This window comes from Mycolicibacterium cosmeticum (genome assembly GCF_000613185.1).
GTDB classification, from domain to species: domain Bacteria; phylum Actinomycetota; class Actinomycetes; order Mycobacteriales; family Mycobacteriaceae; genus Mycobacterium; species Mycobacterium cosmeticum.
Genome location: NZ_CCBB010000001.1, coordinates 1,566,010 through 1,589,517, shown reverse-complemented (window position 1 = coordinate 1,589,517; position 23,508 = coordinate 1,566,010). Strand labels below are relative to the sequence as shown.

General features: G+C 67.3%; 23 protein-coding genes. 8 read left to right on the top strand and 15 right to left on the bottom strand.

The genetic code is table 11. From position 1 onward, the window contains the following. Positions 1-57 precede the first annotated feature (57 nt). The 3 genes from BN977_RS07500 to BN977_RS07490 are packed head-to-tail and all read left to right on the top strand — an operon-like array spanning position 58 to position 2,956. Positions 58-1,140, top strand: coding sequence for a CaiB/BaiF CoA transferase family protein (locus BN977_RS07500; protein WP_036396940.1), 1,083 nt, complete (start codon positions 58-60; stop codon positions 1,138-1,140). A gap of 39 nt (positions 1,141-1,179) precedes the next feature. Continuing rightward, on the top strand, positions 1,180-1,947 hold the full coding sequence (locus BN977_RS07495) for a 3-hydroxyacyl-CoA dehydrogenase (protein WP_036396938.1): 768 nt from the start codon (positions 1,180-1,182) through the stop codon (positions 1,945-1,947). A gap of 7 nt (positions 1,948-1,954) precedes the next feature. Continuing rightward, the gene (locus BN977_RS07490; RefSeq protein WP_024451433.1) at positions 1,955-2,956 is read left to right on the top strand and encodes an NAD(P)H-dependent flavin oxidoreductase; all 1,002 of its coding nucleotides are present in this window, start codon (positions 1,955-1,957) and stop codon (positions 2,954-2,956) included. 140 nt (positions 2,957-3,096) lie between these two features. Here the strand turns inward: BN977_RS07490 and BN977_RS33445 are convergent, their stop codons facing one another. Continuing rightward, on the bottom strand, positions 3,097-3,219 hold the full coding sequence (locus BN977_RS33445; RefSeq protein WP_090363461.1) for a hypothetical protein: 123 nt from the start codon (positions 3,217-3,219) through the stop codon (positions 3,097-3,099). A gap of 411 nt (positions 3,220-3,630) precedes the next feature. Between BN977_RS33445 and BN977_RS07485 the strand changes: the two genes are divergently transcribed. Then, a complete protein-coding gene (locus BN977_RS07485; protein ID WP_036396937.1) occupies positions 3,631-5,967 on the top strand; it encodes an MMPL family transporter in 2,337 nt (778 codons plus the stop codon). Then, complete coding sequence (locus BN977_RS07480) at positions 5,960-6,634, top strand: TetR/AcrR family transcriptional regulator (RefSeq protein WP_024451435.1); 675 nt, start codon at positions 5,960-5,962, stop codon at positions 6,632-6,634. The genes BN977_RS07485 and BN977_RS07480 overlap by 8 nt, the downstream gene beginning before the upstream one ends. Before the next feature lie 28 nt (positions 6,635-6,662). Here BN977_RS07480 and BN977_RS07475 read toward each other — a convergent pair whose 3' ends face one another. Beyond that, complete coding sequence (locus tag BN977_RS07475; protein WP_024451436.1) at positions 6,663-7,145, bottom strand: heme-binding protein; 483 nt, start codon at positions 7,143-7,145, stop codon at positions 6,663-6,665. Between the two features lie 60 nt (positions 7,146-7,205). Then, positions 7,206-7,682, bottom strand: coding sequence for a hypothetical protein (locus BN977_RS07470; RefSeq protein ID WP_024451437.1), 477 nt, complete (start codon positions 7,680-7,682; stop codon positions 7,206-7,208). 272 nt (positions 7,683-7,954) lie between these two features. Between BN977_RS07470 and BN977_RS07465 the strand changes: the two genes are divergently transcribed. Next, complete coding sequence (locus BN977_RS07465; RefSeq protein ID WP_036396933.1) at positions 7,955-9,592, top strand: GMC family oxidoreductase; 1,638 nt, start codon at positions 7,955-7,957, stop codon at positions 9,590-9,592. Then, a complete protein-coding gene (locus tag BN977_RS07460) occupies positions 9,589-10,092 on the top strand; it encodes a hypothetical protein (RefSeq protein ID WP_036396932.1) in 504 nt (167 codons plus the stop codon). The genes BN977_RS07465 and BN977_RS07460 overlap by 4 nt, the downstream gene beginning before the upstream one ends. A gap of 81 nt (positions 10,093-10,173) precedes the next feature. Here the strand turns inward: BN977_RS07460 and BN977_RS07455 are convergent, their stop codons facing one another. From BN977_RS07455 to BN977_RS07405, 11 genes are all read right to left on the bottom strand, one after another. Beyond that, the gene (locus tag BN977_RS07455) at positions 10,174-11,088 is read right to left on the bottom strand and encodes an LLM class flavin-dependent oxidoreductase (RefSeq protein ID WP_165576300.1); all 915 of its coding nucleotides are present in this window, start codon (positions 11,086-11,088) and stop codon (positions 10,174-10,176) included. Beyond that, a complete protein-coding gene (locus BN977_RS07450; RefSeq protein WP_036396931.1) occupies positions 11,009-11,782 on the bottom strand; it encodes an SDR family NAD(P)-dependent oxidoreductase in 774 nt (257 codons plus the stop codon). Before BN977_RS07450 ends, BN977_RS07455 begins: the two co-directional genes overlap by 80 nt. 15 nt (positions 11,783-11,797) lie before the next feature. Then, positions 11,798-12,328 carry an acyl-CoA thioesterase gene (locus tag BN977_RS07445; RefSeq protein ID WP_084172437.1) on the bottom strand — a complete coding sequence of 177 codons (531 nt, stop codon included), beginning with the start codon at positions 12,326-12,328 and terminating at the stop codon, positions 11,798-11,800. Positions 12,329-12,331: 3 nt separating this feature from the next. Then, the gene (locus BN977_RS07440) at positions 12,332-13,855 is read right to left on the bottom strand and encodes an aldehyde dehydrogenase (NADP(+)) (protein ID WP_036396929.1); all 1,524 of its coding nucleotides are present in this window, start codon (positions 13,853-13,855) and stop codon (positions 12,332-12,334) included. 37 nt (positions 13,856-13,892) lie between these two features. Further along, positions 13,893-15,341 (bottom strand): aldehyde dehydrogenase family protein, encoded by a 1,449-nt coding sequence (locus BN977_RS07435; protein ID WP_024451444.1) that lies wholly within the window; start codon positions 15,339-15,341, stop codon positions 13,893-13,895. 74 nt (positions 15,342-15,415) lie between these two features. Then, positions 15,416-16,846 carry an APC family permease gene (locus BN977_RS07430; protein ID WP_024451445.1) on the bottom strand — a complete coding sequence of 477 codons (1,431 nt, stop codon included), beginning with the start codon at positions 16,844-16,846 and terminating at the stop codon, positions 15,416-15,418. Positions 16,847-17,126: 280 nt separating this feature from the next. Next, positions 17,127-17,810, bottom strand: a complete 684-nt coding sequence (locus BN977_RS07425; protein WP_024451446.1) for a GntR family transcriptional regulator — start codon at positions 17,808-17,810, stop codon at positions 17,127-17,129. An 84-nt stretch (positions 17,811-17,894) separates the two neighbouring features. After that, complete coding sequence (locus BN977_RS07420) at positions 17,895-18,947, bottom strand: proline racemase family protein (protein WP_036396925.1); 1,053 nt, start codon at positions 18,945-18,947, stop codon at positions 17,895-17,897. 96 nt (positions 18,948-19,043) lie between these two features. Next, positions 19,044-19,934 carry a dihydrodipicolinate synthase family protein gene (locus BN977_RS07415; protein WP_036396924.1) on the bottom strand — a complete coding sequence of 297 codons (891 nt, stop codon included), beginning with the start codon at positions 19,932-19,934 and terminating at the stop codon, positions 19,044-19,046. Positions 19,935-20,060: 126 nt separating this feature from the next. After that, positions 20,061-20,987, bottom strand: coding sequence for an LLM class flavin-dependent oxidoreductase (locus BN977_RS07410; protein WP_206666850.1), 927 nt, complete (start codon positions 20,985-20,987; stop codon positions 20,061-20,063). Positions 20,988-21,084: 97 nt separating this feature from the next. Further along, positions 21,085-21,948: an EamA family transporter gene (locus BN977_RS07405; protein ID WP_234709518.1), complete on the bottom strand. Its 864-nt coding sequence runs from the start codon at positions 21,946-21,948 to the stop codon at positions 21,085-21,087. A 110-nt stretch (positions 21,949-22,058) separates the two neighbouring features. On the opposite strand from BN977_RS07405, the gene BN977_RS07400 reads away from it, so the two are divergent. Next, positions 22,059-22,685, top strand: a complete 627-nt coding sequence (locus BN977_RS07400) for a class I SAM-dependent methyltransferase (protein WP_036396923.1) — start codon at positions 22,059-22,061, stop codon at positions 22,683-22,685. 79 nt (positions 22,686-22,764) lie between these two features. Here the strand turns inward: BN977_RS07400 and BN977_RS07395 are convergent, their stop codons facing one another. Continuing rightward, positions 22,765-23,478, bottom strand: coding sequence for an NAD-dependent deacylase (locus BN977_RS07395; RefSeq protein ID WP_191262717.1), 714 nt, complete (start codon positions 23,476-23,478; stop codon positions 22,765-22,767). Between the last annotated feature and the right edge of the window lie 30 nt (positions 23,479-23,508).

Sequence of the window (23,508 nt, the reverse complement as noted above, 5' to 3'; positions counted from 1 at the left end):
GTCGGCGGTCAACTACTCGGTACTCGACGAGACACTCAACGACGAAGGACGGTCGGTATGACGGGACCACTGCACGGATTGCGCGTTGTCGAATTGGCCGGTATCGGCCCCGGCCCGCACGCGGCGATGATTCTCGGCGATCTGGGTGCCGAGGTGGTGCGGGTGGACCGCCCGTCCGCCGCCAACGGCGCGGCCAAGGACGCGATGCTGCGGAACCGGCGCTCGGTGACCGCCGATCTCAAATCCGAACAGGGCCGCGAATTCGTGCTGAACCTGGTCAGCAAGGCCGACGTGCTCATCGAGGGTTTCCGTCCCGGTGTCACCGAGCGGCTCGGGCTGGGACCGGACGACTGCGCCAAGGTCAACGAGAAGCTGATCTACGCCCGGATGACCGGTTGGGGACAGACCGGTCCGCGCGCCCAGCAGGCCGGCCACGACATCAACTACATCTCGCTCAACGGGGTGCTGCACGCGATCGGCCGCAAGGGGGAGCGGCCGGTGCCGCCGCTGAACCTGGTCGGCGATTTCGGTGGTGGGTCGATGTTCCTGCTGTTGGGCATTCTCGCGGCGCTGTGGGAACGGCAGACCTCGGGGAAGGGCCAGGTGGTCGACGCCGCCATGGTCGACGGTTCCAGTGTGCTGATCCAGATGATGTGGGCGTTCCGTGCGCAAGGGTTGTGGAGCGACGAGCGGGGCACCAACATGCTCGACACCGGCGCTCCCTACTACGACACCTACGAGACCGCCGACGGCAAGTACGTCGCCGTCGGCGCGATCGAGCCGCAGTTCTATGCCGAACTGCTGGACAGGTTGGGCCTGGACCCGGCGGCCCTGCCGGGGCAGAACGACATGGCGCGCTGGCCGGAACTGCGGGCCACCTTCACCGAGGTGTTCAAGACCAGGAGCCGCGACGAATGGGCGCGAATCTTCGCCGGCTCGGATGCCTGTGCCACACCGGTATTGGCGTTCGGTGAAGTGCTCACCGAGCCGCACCTCGCCGAACGCGACACCTTCTACGAGACCGGTGCCGGGTTGCAGCCGATGCCCGCGCCCCGCTTCTCACGCAGTCGCCCAGGGCAACCCACGCCGCCGCCGGTGGTCGGCGCGGACAACGACACCATCCTCGACGAGTGGGCCTAGCAACCGGGTAACGACCCCGATAGGAAGGAAACACACCAAGTGGAAATCAAGGATTCCGTAGCGGTTGTCACCGGCGGGGCTTCGGGCCTCGGCCTGGCAACCACCAAGCGGCTGCTCGATGCCGGTGCGTCGGTGGTGGTCATCGATCTCAAGGGCGAGGAGGTGGTGGCCGGACTGGGCGAGCGGGCCAGGTTCGTCGCCGCCAACGTCACCGACGAGGCGGCCGTGTCCGAGGCGCTGGATGTCGCCGAGTCGATGGGTCCGGTGCGCATCAACGTCAACTGCGCCGGGATCGGCAACGCCATCAAAACCCTTGGTAAGGAAGGCCCGTTCCCGCTGGACGGTTTCCGCAAGGTGGTCGAGGTCAACCTGATCGGCACCTTCAACGTGCTGCGGCTGGCCGCCGAGCGGATCGCCAGGACGGAGCCGCTGGAGGACACCAACGGCTCGGCGGAGCGCGGCGTCATCATCAACACCGCCTCCGTCGCGGCGTTCGACGGCCAGATCGGCCAGGCCGCGTACTCGGCGTCCAAGGGTGGTGTCGTGGGGTTGACGCTGCCGGTGGCGCGCGACCTGTCGCGCAGCCTGATCCGGGTGGTCACCATCGCCCCCGGCCTGTTCAAGACCCCGCTGCTGGGCTCGCTGCCGGAAGAGGCGCAGCGCTCCCTCGGCCAGCAGGTGCCGCATCCGGCGCGGCTGGGTGATCCCGACGAGTACGGCGCGCTGGCCGCGCACATCGTGGAGAACCCGATGCTCAACGGTGAGGTGATCCGCCTGGACGGCGCGATCCGGATGGCGCCGAGGTGATGAAGCGATGAGCATCAGGACGAAGTTCACCGAGACCTTCGGTGTCGAGCACCCGATCGCCCAGGGGGGCATGCAGTGGGTGGGCCGCGCGGAACTCGTTGCGGCCGTGGCCAATGCGGGCGGCCTGGGTTTCATCACCGCACTCACCCAGCCCACCCCGGCCGATCTGGCCAACGAGATCGCCAAGACCCGGGACCTGACCGACAAGCCGTTCGGGGTGAACCTGACCATCCTGCCGGCGATAAACCCGCCGCCCTATGACGAGTACCGCCAGGTGATCGTCGACGCCGGTGTCAAGATCGTCGAGACGGCCGGCTCGAATCCGGCTCCGCACCTGCCGATGTTCCACGACAACGGCATCAAGGTGCTGCACAAGTGCACCTCGGTGCGCCATGCGGTCAAGGCCCAGTCCCTCGGTGTGGACGGCATCAGCATCGACGGGTTCGAGTGCGCCGGCCATCCCGGCGAGGACGACGTGCCGGGCCTGGTGCTGATCCCGGCCGCGGCGCGCGAGATCGAGATCCCGATGATCGCCTCGGGCGGTTTCGGGGACGCCCGCGGTCTGGTGGCGGCGTTGGCGCTTGGCGCCGACGGCATCAACATGGGGACCCGGTTCATGTGCACCGTCGAGTCCTGCATCCACCAGAACGTCAAGGAGGCCATCGTGGCCACCGACGAGCGTGGCACCGAGCTGATCTTCCGCAGCCTGCACAACACCGCCCGCGTCGCGAGCAACGCGGTGTCACGCGAGGTGGTGCAGATCCTCGCCGACGGTGGGCAGTTCGAGGACGTCAAGGATCTGGTTGCCGGGGTACGCGGCCGCAAGGTGTTCGACGACGGCGACATCGACGCGGGCATCTGGACCGCGGGCACCGTGATGGGGCTGATCCACGACATCCCGACGGTGGCGGACCTCATCGACCGCATCGTCGGTGAGGCCGAGGACATCATCACCGGCCGGCTGGCCGAGATGGTCGTCATCGACACGGAAGAGAAGGCGTCGGCGTAACGCTGCCCGCTGACCACCGCGCGGCCGGACAATGGCATCCGGTCGCGCGGTTTCCCAGGGTTGCCGGCCGGATCCCGGACACCAAAACGCCGCCGAGGCAAGGCTCAGCGGCGTCGTGGTGCTAGGAGGGACTGCTGCGGTCAGACCGCTGCAGCGAGGTCGGGGAACTGCTCGGAGGTGTCACCCTCGACGAGGACATCCCCGTGGTACAGGGCGTCAAAGTCGACTTTGATGACATCGGCACTGGTGTCGTCGATCCACATGTCACTGAGCGTATGGGTCACGCTTAAGGAATCTTTGAGTCACGATTCTGAAAACCTTGGCAATTCTTACCGCCGGGTAGGTTTCCGATGTTTGCGGGCCTCGCGGTTGATCTTGCTACTCGGCGGTCAGGAGCGGCGTGACCTGCTGCTATGCGCTTCGCGAGGAGGCCCGCGGCGCCCGTGGCGTGTGTGCCGGACCGTTCGAACGCACCTGGCGCGGCAGCAAACGTTACTTCTGGGTTCTACTTTCGAGTAAGGCGGGCTGTTACCAGAGTTATCTGTGTGACTTGTGGGTCACACCCGCAATGTGTTGAACCCGCCGGCCGCCCGGTCCGTGACCAGAACGACAATTGACGCGCCCAACTTACCGTTGTTAACTTAACGGCGATATGCAACGGAGGGGAATCCGCCATGCTGAACCGAATCGCACTCCTCGCGATCGCCGCACCGCGGCGCGTGCTGGTGTTGTCCGCACTCGTCATGGTCGCCGCCGCCATCTTCGGCATCCCGGTCGCCAAGAGCCTGTCCGCCGGCGGGTTCCAGGACCCAACCTCGGAGTCGGCGCGCGCCACGCAACTGCTCACCGACAAGTTCCACCAGGGCGATATGCAGCTGATCTTCACGGTCAGCTCACCCGACGGCGTCACCAGCCCAGGGGCGACAGCGGTCGCCGAGCAGATCGCCGGCGTGCTCCGCCGGTCGCCACACGTCGCCCAGGTGACCTCGGCGTGGACCGTGCCGCCCGGGGCGAGCGGAGCGACGGGGAATGATCCCGGGGCGAGCGGAGCGACGGGGAATGATCCCGGGGCGAGCGGGGACCTGGTCAGCAAGGACAAGACCGCGGGTCTCATCGTCGCCGGCATCACCGGCGGCGAGAACAATGCGCAGAAATACGCCAAGGAGCTGTCCGACTCGCTGATGCACGTCGCCGACGGCCACCCCGGCGTGACGATCAAGACCGGCGGCACCTCGATGGTGTACGCCCAGATCAACGCGCAGACCGAACGCGACCTGCTGCTCATGGAATCCATCGCCATTCCGCTGAGCTTTTTGGTGCTGGTCTGGGTGTTCGGTGGACTGGTGGCCGCCGCGCTGCCGATGATCGTCGGCGGGATGGCGATCGTGGGCACCATGTCGGTGCTGCGGTTGATCACCTTCTCCACCGACGTGTCGATCTTCGCGCTGAACCTGTCCACCGCGATGGGGCTGGCCCTGGCCATCGACTACACGTTGCTGATCATCAGCCGGTACCGCGACGAGCTCGCCGAGGGGCAGCCGCGCGATCGCGCGCTGATCCGCACGATGGCGACGGCGGGCCGCACGGTGCTGTTCTCGGCGACGACGGTCGCGCTGTCGATGGCGGCCATGCTGTTGTTCCCGATGTACTTCCTCAAGTCGTTCGCCTACGCCGGTGTCGCGACGGTGGGCTTCGCGGCGCTGGCGGCCATCGTCGTTGCGCCGGCGGCCATCTGGCTGCTCGGCGAGCGGCTCGACGCGCTCGATGTGCGGTGGGTGTTCCGTCGGGTCGTGGACCGGTCGCCGAAGCCGGTGGAGCAACAGTTCTGGTACCGCTGGACAGGCAAGGTGATGCGCCGCGCCGTGCCGGTCGGCTTGGCCGTGGTCGCGCTGCTGGTGCTGTTGGGAGCGCCGTTCCTCGGCGTCAAGTGGGGCTTCCCGGACGATCGGGTGCTGCCCGCCTCGGCGTCGGCGCGCCAGGTCGGCGATCAACTGCGCAACGACTTCACCGACAACTCAGCCACCGCGGTGACCGCCGTCATTCCCGATGCCGACGGGCTCACCCCGGCCGAATTCGACCGTTACGCAACCGAACTCTCCCGGGTGGCCGATGTGTCGTCGGTCGCGGGCCCGACCGGGACGTTCGTGGACGGCCGCAAGGTCGGCCCCGCCGGGCAGGCCGGCATCGCCGAGGGCAGCGCCTTCCTCACCGTCGGCAGCACGGCGCCGCTGTTCTCCGACGCCTCCGAGCGCCAGCTCGACGCGCTGCACGCCGTCACCGGGCCGGACGGGCGCACCGTCGAACTCGGCGGCATCGCGCAGATCAACCGCGACAGCGTCACCGCCATCACCACCCGGTTGCCCTGGGTGTTGGGTGTGATCGCGGTGATCACGTTCGGGCTGCTGTTCCTGCTCACCGGCAGCGTGGTGCTGCCATTGAAAGCCCTTGTGCTCAACGTTCTTTCGCTGACCGCCGCATTCGGTGCGCTGGTGTGGATCTTCCAGGACGGGCACCTGTCCGCGCTCGGCACCACACCGACGGGCACCCTGGTGGCCAATATGCCGGTGCTGCTGTTCTGCATCGCGTTCGGCCTGTCCATGGACTACGAGGTGTTCCTGGCGGCCCGCATCCGGGAGTACTGGCTGGCGCTGGACGGTCCGGCACGTCAGCGGAACGACAAGGCGGTGGCCCTCGGCCTGGCCCGCACCGGCAAGGTCATCACCGCCGCAGCCCTGGTCATGTCGATCACCTTCGCCGCCCTGATCGCCGCGCAGGTGTCGTTCATGCGGATGTTCGGGGTCGGCCTGACACTGGCCGTCCTGGTCGACGCCACCCTGGTGCGGATGGTGCTGGTGCCGGCGTTCATGCACGTCGCGGGCCGGTGGAACTGGTGGGCGCCCGCACCGCTGGTCTGGCTGCACCAGCGGATCGGGATCAGCGAATCGGGGCCGGACTCGGAGCGGCGTGAACCCGTGACCGCGGGCGTGACGGACACTGGTCAGCGTGGTTGAAGCACTCAAACGCCGCCGCGCCGCACGCGGCTCGGGTGACCAGTTGCGCGAGGAGATCCTGGACGCGACCACCGAGCTGCTGCTGGAAACCGGGCATGCCAAGTCGGTGTCGATCCGGGCGGTAGCCCAGCGGGTCGGGGTCACCCCGCCGTCGATCTACCTGCATTTCGCCGACAAGGACGCGCTACTGGACGCGGTGTGCGCGCGCTATTTCGAAAAGCTCGACGAGGAGATGCAGCGGGTCGCGGTCGGCCAGACCTCCACGATCGAGGTGTTGCGGGCCCAAGGGCTGGCCTATGTGCGCTTCGCCCGCCAGACCCCGGAGCTCTACCGCATCGCGACCATGGGTGAGGGCAACCCGGGCAGTGATGTCGACGTGACGCTGGCCAGCTCGGCCTTTCAGCACATGCGCGCGTCGATCGAGGCGTTGATGGCCGAAGGTGTCTACCCGCAAGGGGATTCGACGGACGCGGCGCTGGAGCTGTGGGCCGCCGTGCACGGTGTCGCGGCGCTGCTGATCGCCAAGCCGTATCTGCCGTGGGGTGATGTCGAGGCGTTCACCGACCGGGTGTTGAGTGCGGTGTGCTGCGGGCGGATCGTCTACGGCATCGTCGGGCCGGACGCTACCCCGGAGGAGACCATCGCCAGATTGCAGGCGTTGCGATGAGGGCGTCGGACCAGCCGGTGGTTCGCCGCTAGCGACGGAAGGCGAGCAGTGCGTCGACGACGAAACGGTGGTCGTCCTCGCCGGCGAGTCCCGAGACGCCCACCGCGCCGATCAGCGATCCGCGCACGCGCAGCGGTACCGCACCGCCGGCCAATGCGATGAACGCGGGATCGTATCCGCCTTCGACGAAGTAGTCGGAGTCGCTCGCCCGGTGTTTACAGGCCATGGCGAAGGACGAGCAGTTGTGCTTGGCGACGGCGCGGAACTTGCGCATCAGCCAGTCGTCATTCGTGGCCGACGAGCCACTCAAGGCGCGATGGAACACCTTTTGCTCGCCGAAGTGGATGGCGATGGCGACCGGCAGCGACGACGCCACTGCTCTTGACGCCATTGCGGTGCCGAGGTCCCATGCGTCGTCGTAGGTGAATCGGTCGAAGTCGATGGTGTTCTCTTCTGCCAGAACGGACTCGAAGAGCTCGAGCCATCCCGACGAGTCGGTGGGTAGTTCCATGGTGTCCTCCGGTGTGCGTGGCGAGTAGGTCTGCCGGTCTGATGGCGGTGCCGGACAGCGCTAGACGGTTCCGGCGCGGTGACGGTGGTGTATCTCCAGCGCGTGCCGGAATGCCGTGACCTCGGCCCCTTCGTCGATACCGGTCTCTGCGGTGGCCACGAAGACTGCTACCAACCGCGCACGCGGATCGGCGCTCAGAGCGGGCAAGTAGGTGTCACGCCAGGTCCAGAGATTCGGGTGGGGGTGCTCGGTGCACGCTTCGGCAGGCGTCAGCTGGTCGATCGCGCGTTCGAGCTCGGCCCGGCCGAGAGTGTATGCGGCTGTTCCGCCGCGATATCCGGTCACCTCGGCCATCACCACGCCGGGCAGAGATCCCGGCCCGACGTTCACCACCGAGAAGTGATCGGCCGCAGGTGTGCGCGCGTCGGCCGGTATGAGGCCGACGCCGTGCGCGTACGGCGGGCACCAATCCGCCAGCCTTGCGGCGAAGCGATCATGGGCTGCTGCAATGTCTTGCGCCGTACGCCATTTCTCCATCGTCCATCCTCTCGCGGCCGGGGCCGACGATCGCAGCCCGGGCCAGTATCGGTTGTTTGTCGACAATGTGCAACAGTCGACGCTGCTGGTCTCATGAGCTGCCGGGTGCGCCGGCGTGCCGAATACTTGACGACGACGGGGATCAAGTCCAGAATAAATTGTCTCCTGTCGACAATGCACAAATCTGCGGACCGATGCACCGTATGGCGGGAGCGACGTCCATCCGTTCGATGCGGCCCGCACTTCGGCGGTGTCCTTCGAGAGAGGTCTCCATGGCATCAGAAACTCCCGGTGAAACGAAGTCGACGGTCGACGTGCTCGTGATCGGTGCCGGACCCTCCGGTGCGGTCGTCGCGCACACCGCCGCGGCCGCGGGCCTGAGCGTGATGGTGCTGGAACAGGGTGACTGGGTTAATCCGAGTGACTTCCCGGCAAACCACCCGGAATGGGAACTGCTGATCCAGCACGACTGGTCGCACGATCCCAACGTCCGCCACCTTCCGGCGGACTATCCGGTCGACGTGTCCGAGTCCGATATGTGGCCGGTGATGTTCAACGCCGTCGGCGGCAGTTCGATCTTCTACGGCGCTGAATGGCCACGCCTGGTGCCTTCCGACTTCCGGGTCAAGACCCTCGACGGCGTCGGGGACGACTGGCCGATCTCCTACGATGACCTCAAGCCGTACCACGACGAGGTCGACGCATTCATCGGCGTTTCGGGTGTCGACGGTGACACCGCCTACCCGGACGGCCTGACCTATCCGCTGCCCCCGAATCCGCTCGGGAAGGCCGGGCTCAAGGGTGCCCAGGCGGCCAACGCGCTGGGCTGGCACTGGTGGCCGGGAACCAACGCCATCGCCAGTCAGAAATTCAAAACCCTTGAGCAGTGCGGCCGTTGGGGGACGTGTGAGTGGGGTTGTCCCCAGGGGGCGAAGGCGTCCTTCGACCTGATCTATCTACCTCAGGCGCAGAAGCTCGGTGCCGATATCGTCACCGGCGCCCGGGTCCGCAGGGTGGTGACGGACGACGACACCGGGCTGGCCACCGGCGTGGAATACGTCGACCGCGCCGGCACCGCGCGGTTCCAGGCCGCCCGCACCGTGGTGCTGTGCGCCAACGGGGTTGGTACGCCACGCCTACTACTCCTGTCCGCCGGCGACCGACACCCCAACGGGCTGGCCAACTCGTCGGACATGGTGGGCAGAAATCTCATGCTGCACCCCAATTGCAGTGCGCTGGGGTTCTACGACGAGCCGCTGGAAAGCTGGCGCGGGCCGGCCGGTCAGCTGATCCATTCACTCCAGTTCTACGAAACGGATACCTCCCGCGGCTTCGTGCGCGGTAGCAAGATGCACATCCTGCCGACGCCCGGCCCACTCAACGCCATCGAAGCCCACCGACAACTCGATTTCGAAGACTTGTGGGGTCCGGCGGTTCATGACGTGGCCCGACTGGCGCAGAACGGGATTCTGTGGGCCGCCAATACCGAGGATCTGCCCGAGCTGCACAACCGCGTCACCCTCTCCTCGGAGCTGGTCGACGGGGACGGACTGCCGGCACCGAAAATCGAATACCGGATCAGCGAAAACACCCGCAAGATACTGAAATTCACCGTCGACCGCATGGTCGAACTCCACCAGGCGGCGGGCGCCGTCCGCGTCCTCACCCAGGAGATCTGGGTAGACCAGCCTGGTCACCTGCTGGGCACCGCGCGCATGGGTGACGACCCGGCGACCTCCGTCGTCGACTCGTACGGCCGGACCCACGATGTCGACAACCTGTACATCGCCGACGGCAGCATCTTCGTCACCTCTGGATCCGCCAACCCCACCTGCACCATCACCGCTCTGGCGCTGCGCGTCGCCAAGAGTGTCGTCGAGCAGGTCACGGCCCGAAAGGCACACGCATGACTTCGAATGGACATCGGCACGTGCCCCGGCAACGGTTATCCGTGCCGCCGCGCAACACCCAGCCCCCTCGGGCGCTGACGGAGACCGAGTTGGCGGCGCTCCTGCGGGTGGCCGATTGCCTGATCCCGGAGTCGGGCCCCAATCCGAAAGCCAGTGAGGCCGAGCAGTACACCTCTTACCTGGAGCTGGCACTGGCGGCGCGGACCGACGTGTTCGACGCCGTCGTCGGCGGCGCCTGCAAGCTCAGCGAGGTTCCCGACGGCGAGTTGTGGGACGCGCTCAAGAGGATGTCCGCCGAGGACAAGTTCACCTTCGACCCGATGTCTTCGGTGTTGGCCGGCGCCTATTTCATGACCCCTCAAGTCATGAAACTCATCGGCTACCCGGGCCAGCACCGCGACCCGGCACCACTGGAACTGGCTGCCGACGAGATCGGCAGCGGTATCCTCGACCCGGTGCTGGAACGCGGTCACATCTACGTCCCGGCTGCCGGCGAATGATGGTCACGCGTCGGTCCGACATCGAATCGGTCTGAGACACAAGGCGTCCCCGATGCCCCCGTCGTCGTGCACGTACGCCGGTCAGAAGTCCGACGCGTCGGGCCCCGCCAGGACGAGTGGGCGCAGGTCGGTGATCCAGTCGTTGTGCAGGTGCGGTGGTTCGCTGACGCGCCAGTTCAGCCCGGCGGCCTCGAGATCGCGGGATCGGATGCCGGCACGCGCGGTGGTGGTGATGACGTACGAGTCCTCGCGGCCGACCCGGTCCCGCCACGCATGGACATCGCCCGGGGTGAGTCCCTGGAAGTCCTCGGTGAGGGTGAACACCCCGTCCCATCGGCGGGCGCGCGCCACCGGTCCGCGGTTGGTGCCGATGGACGCCACCCAGATCGGTGGCCGTGGTCGCTGGAACCCCCTGGGGCTCAGGTGCGCATGCACCCGGTAGGCGGGCCCGTCATGGTCGAGCTTCTGGCCGGCGAACATCGCGTCGATGATGGCAAGGCCCTCGTCCAGTAACTCGGCGCGGGCGCGCAGGTCGGTCGGCTCACCGAAGTCGGCGAACTCCTCCTTGGGGGGTGCCCCCAAACCGAATCCGGCGATGACGCGGCCACCAGCCAGATGGTCGATGGTGATGATCTCCTTGGCGACCTTCCAGGGCCGGCGACGAGGGAGCGCGATGACCATCGGACCGAGCGCGATGCGGGAGGTCGATACGGCGATCGCGGCCAGAACCGCCGCCGGGTCGAGCACGTCGACGGGCGTGGCGGCCTCGGTTTGCAGGGTGTCCCAGACGAAGAACCCGTCCCACCCGGCCGCCTCGGCTTGCACTGCCAATTCGACGATGGCGTCGGCATTTCCGACGTTGGGTACGTTGAGTGCCTGTTTGAGAGTCAGGGTGGTCTCCTGTGTTGCCGGGTGTCTAGTGTTGGTGCGGCGCGGCGCCGTAGCAGGCCACGGTGGTTCCGCCGTCGAGCGCGAGCGCGGTACCCGTGGCGCCACCGGCGTGCAACAGCCAGACCGCGGCGTCGGCCACCTCGGCTGCGGTCGCGATGGCACGCAACGGAACCCGGTCGACCTCCGCTCGGTAGGCCTTGTCGACATCCCCGGTCAACGCGAATTCGCTGCGCAGCATCGGAGTGTCGACCGGTCCCGGGCACAAGGCGTTCACCCGCACCGCCGGAGCCAGCTCGGCCGCCAGCGCCCTGGTGAGGCCGAGAACACCGGCCTTGCTGGCGCAGTACGCGGAATAGTGCGGCATGCCGATCGACCCGGCTTCGGAGCCGAAGTTCACGATGCTCCCCACCTCGCTCGAGGCGCACATGTGAGGGGCGACGGCTTGGCACATCAGAAATGTGCCGGTGAGGTTGACCGCCAGGGTCGTGTCCCAGTCTGCCGTGCTGGTCTGCGGTAACGGGCTGGGCACGCAGACGCCCGCGGCATTGACCAGTCCGAACGGTGTTCCCAGTTCTTCCACGACGGCGGCGACCGCCTCGGCGACTTGCTGGGGTGCCGTCACATCGCAGGGCCGGACCAGTTGCGGTGTGCCGGCGGGCAGGGTGGCCGCAACGTCACGCAGCGCCGCCTCGTCGCGCGCCAACAGCGCGACCGCGTGGCCTTTCCTGGCCAGCAGTTGGGCCGTGGCCGCGCCGATCCCGGAGGAGGCTCCCGTGACGATGGTTACGGGTGATGTCATGGGGTACACCAGCTTTCACTCGGTGGGTTCGCAGGCGTGCTCGCCTTCGAACTGACGCCGCTGGGCGCGCCGGCGTCGGCGCGCGTCTTCGTAACGACGTACGGCAAGGGGGTCGCGCGGCCTCAACTGTGGCACCTGAGCGGGATTACCGTCGCCGTCTACCGCGATCATGGTGAAATAGCAGCTGTTGGTGTGGCGGGTGACGCCCGTGCGGGGTTCGACGGTGTCGACCCTGATGCCCACTTCCATCGATGTGCGTCCGGTGTAGTTGATCGCCGCAGAGAAGGTGACCAGTTCACCGACATGGATGGCCTCGCGAAAGAGCACCCGGTCCACCGACAGGGTCACCACGTAACTGCGCGCGAAGGTGCTCGCGCACGCGTACGCCACCTGATCGAGGGTCTTCAGGATGGCACCGCCGTGCACGTTGCCCGAAAAGTTCGCCATGTCGGGGGACATCAGAACGGTCATGGTGATCGCGTGGTCGGGAGTCCGCTGTGTCGCGGCCGACGGTGCCGGCGCGGGATGGCCGTGATCGACGGTCATCGCTCAGCCTGGCAGCGTCACGACGCCGTCGAGCCGGCGCACGATGGCCTCGTAGCCGTCACGTAGCTCTTCGGGCAGAATCGATTCCGGGGCGTTCTGGTAGGTCACCGGGCGCAGGAAGCGGCGGATCGCGGTGGCACCGACGGAGGTGTGCAGCGAGTTCGTCGACGGCCACGGTCCGCCGTGCGTCTGGGCCCACGAGACCGCGACCCCGGTGGGGAAGCCGTTGTAGACGATGCGCCCGGCCGCCGGCCGGGTGATGTCGGTGAGCCGGGCCAGCAACTCGTCCTCGCCGGCAGCGTGAATGATGGTGGCCGTCAACGAGTACGGCAGCACGGCGAGCGCCGAACGGGTGGCAACGTCAGGATGGGCTGCCGGATAACGCACCAGGACGGTGACCGGGCCGAAGATCTCGGTGACCAGACCTTCGTGCAGATCATCGATACCGGTCTCGAAGGCCATCGGCTCGACGGTGAAGCCGGCGGCGGGGTTCTCGTCGGGAGCGCCCAGGGCGGACACGCGCGGATGCTCGCGCAGTTCCCGTGTCCCGCTGCGGTAACTGTCGAAGATGCGCTCGTTGAGCAGGGGAGCGGAAGCCACTTCCGCCACGGCTTTGTCGACGGCGCGCACCAGGGCATCACCGCCGGCGTTGTCGGGAACCAGGACCAGCCCCGGTTTGGTGCACAGCTGGCCGGCTCCGAGGGTGAATGAGGTGACCAGATCTGCTGCGATCGCCTCGCCGCGTTCCGCGGCGGCCGTCGGGGTGACGATCACCGGATTGATGCTGCTCAACTCGCCGTAGAAGGGGATCGGGTCCGGGCGGCGGTTGATGATGTCCAACAGAGCATTTCCGCCGCCGAGCGAACCGGTGAAGCCGACGGCCCGGATGGCGGGATGAGCGACCAGCCGAGCGCCGGCCTCGCGCCCGTACACGATGCCCAGTGCGGCAACGGGTGCCGGCGTGCCGGCGATCGCCTCGGCCAACACGTCGAAGGACAGTTTGGAGGTGGCCGGGTGGGACGCATGCGCCTTCACCACAACCGGGCATCCGGCGGCGAGCGCGGAGGCGGTGTCCCCGCCCAGCACCGAGAACGCGAAGGGAAAGTTGCTGGCCCCGAAGACTGCGACCGGGCCGATCGGTAGCAGCAGCCGCCGCAGATCCGGCCGCGGACCCATCGGTGTGGTGCGCGCCCGGTCGATGGTCGCTTCGAGGTAGCCGCCGTCCCGGATCACGTCGGCGAAGAATCGGAGTTGATACCCGGCGCGAGTCAGTTCACCCTCGAGTTTTCCTGTGGTGAAGCCGGTCTCGAGCGCGGCAGTCTCGACGAGTTCGTCGCGGTGCCGCTCCACCGCGTCGGCCATGGTGTCGAGCAGCTCACCTCGGCCGTGCCGGCCCATGGCTTCCAGGCCGGCGCACGCGGTCGCGGCGCGCTCGGCGATGTTGTCGACCTGCTGCTCGGAGGTTTCTTCGGTGACTGCCGGAAGCGGGTTCGCGGTGCGGGGATCGACGCCGGCGGCGTAGGTCATGTGGTCGTGCCTTTCGGTGGGTGGCTCCGTGCATCGGTCAGGTCAGGCTGATGCCGATCTGCTTGACGCGGGTGAATTCCTCGATGCCGAGTTGCCCACCCTCTTTGCCGTAGCCGGATGCGTTCAGGCCCCCGATCGGCAGATCGGGCGCGACGACGAGGTGGTTGTTGATCCAGACGTTGCCGTAGTCGAGGGCGTTGACCACGCGCAGCCCGCGTCCGATATCACGGGTCCACACCGATCCGGCCAGGCCGAAGTCGACGCCGTTGGCCAGTGTGATCGCCTCGGATTCGGTGGTGAAAGTCTGCGCGGTCATGACCGGCGCGAAGATCTCCTGCTGCACGAGGTCGTCGTCCTGGCTGAGGCCGGTGATGAGCGTGGGCTCCAGGTAGAAGCCGGGCCGGTCCGGTCGCTTGCCGCCGTACCGCAAGGTCGAGGAGGCGGGTCGATTGGCGATCAGCTTTTCGGCGCGGTCACGTTGGTCGGCCGAGATCAGTGGTCCCAGCGTGGTGGACTCATCGGTCGGGTCGCCCAGTCTGACCTTCGCGAGGTTGGCCACGATGGCGTCCAGGAACCGCTCGGCGACCGGTTCGGCGATGATGAGCCTGGTGGCTGCCATGCACTCCTGGCCGGCGTTGTAGAGCGCGGCACCGGTGATGCTCTCGGCGGCGGAGTCGACATCGACGTCGTCGAAGACGATGACCGGTGCGTTACCACCGAGTTCGAGGATCGCCCGGGTGGGATGCTGCGCCGCGGCCGCGGCGATCTTGCGGCCGGTGACGGTCGATCCGGTGAACGACACCAGGTTGACGCCGGGGTGCGCGGCCAGCGCCGCACCCACAACGCTGCCGTGGCCGTTGACGACGTTGAGCACACCGGCCGGTAGGTGCCGTTGAGCCATGGCGGCGAATGCCACGGTGGACAGCGGCGTGATCTCGGCAGGTTTGATGACCACGGTGTTGCCGACGGCCAGCGCGGGCATGATCTTCCAGACCGCCTGCCACAGCGGGTAGTTCCACGGTGTGACACCGGCGACGACGCCGAGCGGTTCGCGGCGCACGAATGTCGTGGTGCCGGGTACGTATTCACCGGCTGCCTGACCGCTGAGTACCCGGGCGGCGCCGGCGAAGTGGCGCACCGAATCGGCGATGTCCGGCAGTTCCTCCTCGGTGGCGGCGGTCACCGGCTTGCCGGCGTCGAGAACTTCCAGGCCGATGAATTCCGGCAGGCGGCTGACGAATTCGTCCGCAATCGCGTGTAGCGCCACCGATCTCTGCCGGGCCGAGAGTGCGGCCCACGCCGGTTGCGCGGCGCGGGCCGCGGCCACCGCACGATCGACATCCTCGGCGGTGGAGGACGAGAAGCTGGTCAATTCCGCACCGGTGCCCGGATTCAAAACGGTCAGGATCTCGGAGCCGGAACCGTCCACCCACTGGCCGTTGATCAGATTGGCGACGGTGGGCAGGGCGGGGGCGGTGAATGCCATGGTGTGGTGTCTTCCTTGTGTGAGCGGGAGGTGGCTGAGCCGCAGGGTGGTGGTTCGGCACCACCCTGCCGGGTTCAGTCGTGGATGCCTTCGCGTTCCAGTTTGCCGCGGTGCGCGGAGGGAATGAGTGCGTAGATGCCGAATCCGATGGCGATGGCCACCAGCATGCCGACGCCGACGCGCAGCCAATCCGACCAGATCAGCAAGGCGCACAGCACGATCGACCACACGATGGCGACGGCGAATACGAAGGGGGATGCGGCTTTCAGGTTGAAGGGGTGCTCGGGCAGCCGTCGGCGGAGCACCGCGACGAAGCCGACCACGACGACCACACCGTAAGCCAGTGCCCACGCCAGTGCGGTCATCGCCGAGAGCACGCTCAGCAGTGAGGACCAGCAGCACACCACGATCGAGATCAGGGTGACCACGAAGGTGGCGTTCATGGGGATGCGGTTGCCGTTCAGCTTGTGCAGCCAATGCGCCGCGGGCATCTGGCGGTCGCGGGCTTGCGACCACACCACCCGGACCGCGGTCAGTTGCAGCATGGCGATGCAGGCCATCAGGGCGACGATGGCCACCGCCTCGAAGATGGTGGTGAGGGTGCTGCCCACGGCCGAATCCAGGATCAGCTTCACGGGGATGGCGCTTTGCATCACCGCGTCGACGTCGGGGATCGCACGCACCAGCAGATAGAAGAAGATGGTGCCGCCGATGAGTGCCGCGGTATTGGCCAGCACGGTGCCCCACGCGGCGGTGCGGGCGGCGTTCTTGGTCTCCTCGGCCGCGTTGCCGGTCGCATCGAAGCTGGAGATGGTGTACGCCGGCAGGATCATCGCGAACAGGAAGCCGATCCAGGGGGCGTTGCCGCCGGGGCCGACGGTGCCGGCCGTGTCGAAGAGGACCGATGCGGGTGCGCGGTCGTACTTGGCGACCACGAGCGCGACGATGACCATGACGATGATCGCCGCCTCGGCGACCACACCGATGTTGTTGAGCAGCGCGGCGGCCTTCACGCCGGCGATGTTGACCACGGTGACCAGGACGATGATGCCGATGGCGAACAGCGTGATCTGCGTCCCGGACAGTTCACCGAGACCGAACCAGCCCGCGATGAAGGGCACCATGCTGACCGACAGTGCGGCCACCGCCACGGTGTGGGCGATGATCAGCCACCAGCCGCCCTGCCAGGCGAGCCACTGTTGCCGTGGCGCGAGCCGGCTGACGATCTGGTAGACCCCACCGGAGAGCGGAAAGGCCGAAACCAGCTGAGCCACAGCCAAACCCACTCCGAAAACCTGCAGGGCGCCGCCGATGACGAACGGCCAGAAGGACGCCGGGCCGAAGAATCCGAAACCGACGACGATCGTGGTGAACACGACCGAGCCCACCGAGATCGAGGTGAACTGGACTCCGAAGGAGGAGAACAGGCCGAGCGCTCGATGGAGTTCCTGCTTGTACCCGTACTTGTGCAGATGGTGCTCGTCGTCGGCGACGGTATGGGTCAACGGTTTACCTGTTCCCGTCGGTACGGGTGGGGGATTGTCAACTGTCATGGACTCTTCGCTTCTGGGTGGTCGGCGTGGGATGGTGCAAGCCTTCGATCTCAGCTTGGTTCATTGTGCGTTGTCGACAATATGCCACAGCGGCGATGCGTGCAAGACGGAAATGCGATCTGGAACACACCGCTCCGGGCGCGGTCCGGCGGCCCGGGAAGGCGGGCGTGATCAGGCTGGATACGACAAATCCCCGACATCGGCTGGGCAATGTCGGGGCGGGTGCCTATGACTACGCGGAGCGGTCCGAGCCGCGGGTATCGCGCAATGGATTGCCGACTTCGACCCCCGGCGCGAAGTGGACGTGGTGGCCGAAGGCCTCGCGGATCCGGTCGTGGTCACCGGTTTCGATGACGGCGATGAGTTCCTCGTGCACGCCTGCGACATCCTGGGCCGACTGGAACGCCTCGTGGTCGAAGATGAAGAACAGCCGCAGCTTCAGCTCCCAGTCTTGCCACAGCGCGAGCAGTGTTGCGTTGCCGGACTTTTCGTAGAAGTAGCGGTGGAACGCGAGGTGCTTCTCGATTGCCGACACCAGATCGCGGCCGGACGCGCGGTCCAGCTGCTCCAGCAATTTGCGCAGTTGCTTCCAATCGGCTTGACCGAGGTGAGGTAGCGCCTGGGTGACGGCGTACGGCTCCAGCAATGCGCGAATGGCCGCGATCTCGGCGATCGTCTCGGGCGAGACCGACGCGACGAAAGCGCCCTTGAAAGGCACTTTCTCGACGAGGCCCTCTTCTTCCAGGCGGCTCAAGGCTTCCCGGACGGGGGAGCGGCTGATCCCCATCTCCTCGGCGATGTGCGCTTCGCGCAATTGCGCGCCGGCAGGCAATTCGCCGGACAGAATCGCCTGTCGGATCTGAGCGAGCACCGCGGTCGGCGCTTTCTGGTGTGCCAGCGGAACGAAGGTCGCCACGTCATTCCCCCTCTTTGGGATTTAGTCGACAATACACCGCTGTGCTGCGTCGACCGCGGTTGCACCCGCCGGGGGCGAACGACCTCAGATCGTCGACGGGTCCGCGGCGGGTCCCAACCAGGTGTCCGACAGGGTGAAGCCGGTCGGGAACGGATCGCTCGGATCGACCCCCACCTTGCTGAAGTCGGTGATCCACGCCTGCCCGGCGATGCTCGGCACCACCGCGGGCACGCCCGCGACCGTCGTCACGCGCTCGATGACGCCATCGAAGTGGGTGTCCAGGATCGACCGGTGGACGAAGTGTTCCCCGGGTGCGATCTGGCCACGGGCATGGATGGCCGCCAGGCGCGCCGAGGTGCCGGTCCCGCAGGCCGAGCGGTCGATCCGTCCGGGCGAGACGATCACCGCGTTGCGGGCCGTCAGCACCCCGTCGACACGGCGCAGCGGCGTGGTGAACTCCGTCTGGGTGATGCCCGGGAATGCTGGGTTCACCGGATGAACCGCCGAAAGCTGTTCGGCGGCCGCCGTCTTGATCACCTGACCGGCGACGCAGAGATCACGGGCTTCGGACGGTTCGAGGGCGAAGCCGACGCTTGCCGCATCGACCAGCACGTAGGCCATGCCGCCCCAAGCGACGTCGACGGTCACCGTGCCGTAGCCGGGCACTTCGATCGGAGCGTCCAGGTGATAGACGAAAGCCGGCTGGTTGAGGAATCGGACACTGGTGACCTTGCCGTCGTGGCAGGTGCACTCCAGGTCGATGAGCCCGGCCGGCGATTCCAGCGTCAGAGTCGTGACGGGCTCGGTCATCGGCACCATCCCGGTTTCCAGCAGGACGGTGGCCACACAGATCGTGTTGCTGCCCGACATGACCGGATACTCAGTGGACTCCATGATCACGTAACCCATTGCGGCTGCGGGATTGTTCGACGGAAGTACGACGTTGACCGACCGCACCACGTTGCCGCGGGGTTCGTGCAGAAGCCGCCGGCGCAGATCGTCACGATGCTCCTGCAGGTAGTTGCGCTTGTCGAGCATCGTGTCCCCGGGAACGTTGCCGATGCCTCCCACGACGACATTGCCGATCTCGCCTTCGGCGTGGCAGCCGACGACGTCGACCATGTTGTTGAACCGCACTGGCTGGCTCCGCTCTCTCGTTGATCTCGTGGTAGGTGGCCATAAACCGTTGGAGGCCAAGGCGTGTGCTTCGGCCTCCAACGGATCTGCTGACGGTCAGCGGTAGCCGCTGGCCAGCGCCTTCTCGGTATCCTTGCGCACCGTGGCCGCGACATCGGCCGGCAGGGCCAGCCGAGGCGGGCGGCAGGCGCCGCCGGGGCGCCCCGCGACGTCCATCGACAGCTTGATGGCTTGGACGAAGGCGGGCTTGGAGTCCCACCGCAGCAACGAATGGAGGTCGCGGTACATCGGCAGGGCCTTGTCCAGATCCCTGGCCGCCGAAAGCTCCCACAGTTCCACCGAGGCGGCCGGCAGCGCGTTGGGATAGCCGGCGATCCACCCCTTGGCGCCGGCCAGCGCGAGTTCGAGCACCACGTCATCGGTACCGACGAGCACGTCGAGTTCGGGCGCCAGTTCCTGCAGTTCGTAGATCCTGCGCACATCGCCGGAGAATTCCTTGACCGCGACGATCAGGCCGGCGGCGTGCAAGCGGGACAGCAGCGCCGGCGTCAGGTCGACCTTCGTGTCGAGCGGATTGTTGTACGCCACGACCGGCAGGCCGGCCGAAGCGACCGCTTCGTAGTGGGCGAACACGATGTCGTCGTCGGCGCGGTAGGCGTTCGGCGGGAGGGCCAGCACCGCGTCGGCGCCGGCGTCCTTGGCTTGTCTCGCCCAGAAGGTGGCCTCCCGCGAGCCGTAGGCGCCGGTCCCGGGTACCACGCTGAACCCGTCGGGCGCGGTCTCGACGGCGACCTCGACGACCTTGGCCCTCTCCTCTGCGCTCAGGCATGAGTACTCGCCGAGCGAACCGTTGGGGGTGATACCCCGGCAGCCGTTCTGGGCCAGCCAGCGGACGTGATCGGCGAAGGCATCGAAGTCGACCGATAGATCGGCGTGGAATGGCAGCGCACTCGCTACCACCACGCCGTGCCACGGCTGCGTGCTCATATGGGAACTCCTCTGTCGGGATCTGGGATCAACACACCTGGGTCATTGTGTGTTGTCGACAATGTACTGCACTGGATGCGGGGAAGGAAGCCGGCTTCGCCGAATGCGAGGCGCGGGACGGATCGACTAGCCGGGCAGGTTGGACGAGGGATGCCGCCATGCTCGGACAAGAGCTGCGGCCGTTGCCAGAAGATCGGGTGTGCCGGTTTCCTCGCCGATGGGCTGCAGCACGATGGTGTCCAGTCCGGCGGCGCAGTACGGCTCGACGGCGGCGCTGATATCGGTGGCCGAGCCGCCGACGCCGAAGTCCTGGGCCGGCGTCACGTTCCAGTGCTGGGCTTCCGCCGTCAACCGCTCGGCTGCGAACGGCCCAGGCGCGCAGGCGATATACATCACCCGACGAAAGTCCGGGATGTCGCTGGCACTCCGTGCGCGGTCGGCGAGATCGAGTGCGGTGCCGGCGCTGGACGCCGTGTGTTGGCAATCCAGCAGGACGCCGTCGGCGATTCCGCCCGCCAACGCCAACGTCTTGGGGCCGGCGCCACCGATGAGCACCGGTACCGCACCATCGGGAACGAATTGCAGGCGCACCGCGTCGAGTTGGACGTAGTCACCGGACATGCTGATCGTGTGGCCGGCCAACAAGCCGCGCAGGGCCGTCACGTATTCGCGCAGGAGGGTCAGTGGGGACGGCACCGCGGCCCCTGCTTGACGCATCCACCGCTGCACGCCGTGTCCGATCGCCAGCTGCACGCGACCGGGGAACATCGTTGCCAGCGTGGAGATTTCCAGTGCGGTCGCAACCACGCCGCGCAAGGGTGCCGGCAATACCCCGATGCCCACCACGAGCGATCTGGTCTGCGCCAGCGCGACCGCCGCCTGCGCGATGCCGCCCTGCAGAAAACAGTCTTCCCACAGCCATAACTCGTCGACACCGGCGTGTTCGGCCGCGCAGGCGAACTCCGCAAGCGCCCCGGGAGGGAAGTCCGGACGCCAGACCACGCCCACACGCGCGGGGGCACCGTGGACGCGCACCGGCTGGGGCACCATCATCTGTCACCTTTTCCTGATTGCAGCGACTCGTCAGGGACGCCAAGGCCGCGTCGCGCTGTCGACAATAGATTATTGTCGACAATGCGCAAGGGATGGATCAGGGGGTGATGATGCGCGTCGAGCGCACCGCCCCAGCGCTGGCGATCACGACCAGGGCCACGGCGAGGTACCCGGCCGGGCTGAGGCGTTGGCCGAGAACGATCCAGCCCGCCACGGCCGCGATGGCCGGCGACAGACTGGTCAGGATGGCAAAAGTGCTGGCGGGCAGCGTACGCAAGGAGATGAGTTCCAGCGAGTACGGAATGACCGAACACATCAGGCCGACGACGATCGCCAACCCTGCCACCTCCCACCGCGCGGCCGAATGGATATCGACCGACAATGCCGCCGCGGGGGCGGTCAACACCGCGCCCAGCACGGTCGCCAACGCGAGAGCGTCCAAGTTGGCGAACACCTTGCTCGCATGCGCACTGGCCAAGATGTAACCCATCCAACTGACCGCCGCTGCCCCGGCGAGAGCAAAGCCGACGATGTCCGACGCGGGCAGGGGGCCGCCGCCGAGTCCGAGCAGCGCGACGCCCGCGAAGGCCACGACGGCCCAGAGCCACCCCGACCAGCGGCGGTTCAATATCACCGACAACAGCAGGGGCCCGGTTATCTCGATGGTGACGGCAACCCCGAGTGGAATCCGGGAAAGCGCGCCGTAGAAACACAGGTTCATCGCGGTCAACGTCACGGCCAGCGCGGCGATCGCGGCGAACGCTCGACCATCGAGCCCGCGCAGGCGTGGGCGGAACACCACGCACAGCACTGCGGCGGCCACGCCGAACCGCGCGAACACCGTGCCGGCCACCCCCAGCGCGTCGAACAGTCCGACGGCGAAGGCGGCGCCGATCTCTTGGACCATCGTCGCGGCGACCGCGAGCAGCGCCGGCCATGTCGGTGTGTTTCTGTGCAGCACAGATCATCCCGTCGTGATCCTGACTTCCCGACAGACAGTAGCGTGTGAGGACGCGACGATGGTGTCGGCAGAGCCGACCCGGGGGCGCCGATCTGAAGGAGGACGCGCGAATGACTGACATAGAGAACCCCTTCTTCGCGCGGCTGTGGACGGTGATGGCGGGGCATGAGCCCGAATCGCTGCGCCGGCTGCGGGTGGAGAACCTCGCCGGATTGACCGGCCGGGTGCTCGAGGTCGGCGCCGGTACCGGCACCAACTTCGCCCACTATCCCGCCGGGGTCACCGAGGTGGTCGCCATCGAACCGGAACGGCGGCTGGCCGAGATCGCGACCCGTGCCGCCCGGTCGGCTCCGGTTCCGGTGACCGTGCGCATCGACACGGTCGAGGGCTACGCCGCGACTCAACCGTTCGATGCCGTGGTGTGCGCTTTGGTGCTGTGCTCGGTCGGCGAACCGGATGACGTGCTGCGGCAGATCTTTTCGATGCTCAAGCCGGGCGGTGAGCTGCGGTATCTGGAACACGTCGCCGGCACCGGAGCGCGGGCGTCGCTGCAGCGGGTGGCCGACGCGACGGTGTGGCCGCGCCTGCTGGGCAACTGCCACACCCACCGCGACACCGAGGCCTCGATCGCCGGCGCGGGATTCGCCGTATCCCAGTCCCGCCGGGAGCAGGCCCTGCCGGCTTGGGTGCCGCTGCCGGTCACCGAGCTCGCGATCGGGCAGGCGACGCGGCCCTGAGTGTCGCGCGAGCGTGAGCTCGTGCGCGACGTCGGGCCCGTCCTTCGTGCACGAGTGCACGTTGGGTGGCGGTGAACCGTCAGCCCAGCAGGGCCGGCAGCCGCTGCAGCAGGCCGGGCAGCGCAAGAGCGGCGGGCTCGCGCACCACCGCGGTGGCCGCCGCCGACAGCGGGGTGGCCTGTGGGTTCACCTCGATAACCGGAATCCCGTTGGCCAGCGCGGCCTCCGGCAGGCCCGCGGCGGGGTAGACGACCGACGACGTGCCCACCACGATCACCACATCGGCGCCGGCCACCGCCTGCACGGCGGCGTCCCAGGCGTCGTCGGGCAGCCCTTCGCCGAACCACACCACGTCGGGGCGGATCAGTCCGCCGCAGCCGCAGCGCGGCGGCTCGACGACCTCCACCGGTTCCGGCATCGTCGGCAGCTCCCCGGTGAAGGGCATTTGGCAACGGTCGCAACGGAATTCGAACAGGCTGCCGTGCAGATGGTGCACCCGGGTACTGCCGGCCCGTTCATGGAGGTTGTCGACGTTCTGGGTGGCGATGTGCACGTCGGCGTAGTCTTCCCACGCCGCGACGGCGCGGTGACCGTTGTTCGGCTGCACCGCGTCCATCAGGTAATGCCGCCACAGGTACCAGGCCCACACCTTCTCCGGGTGCCGCTGCCAGCCCTCGCTGCTGGAGATCTCGTACGGGTCCACCTTCGCCCACAAACCCGTCTCGACGTCGCGGAACGTCGGGACACCGCTCTCGGCGGACATGCCCGCTCCGCTGAGCACCGTCACCTGCACCCCACCAAAGTAGCCGGTGTGGGCAATACT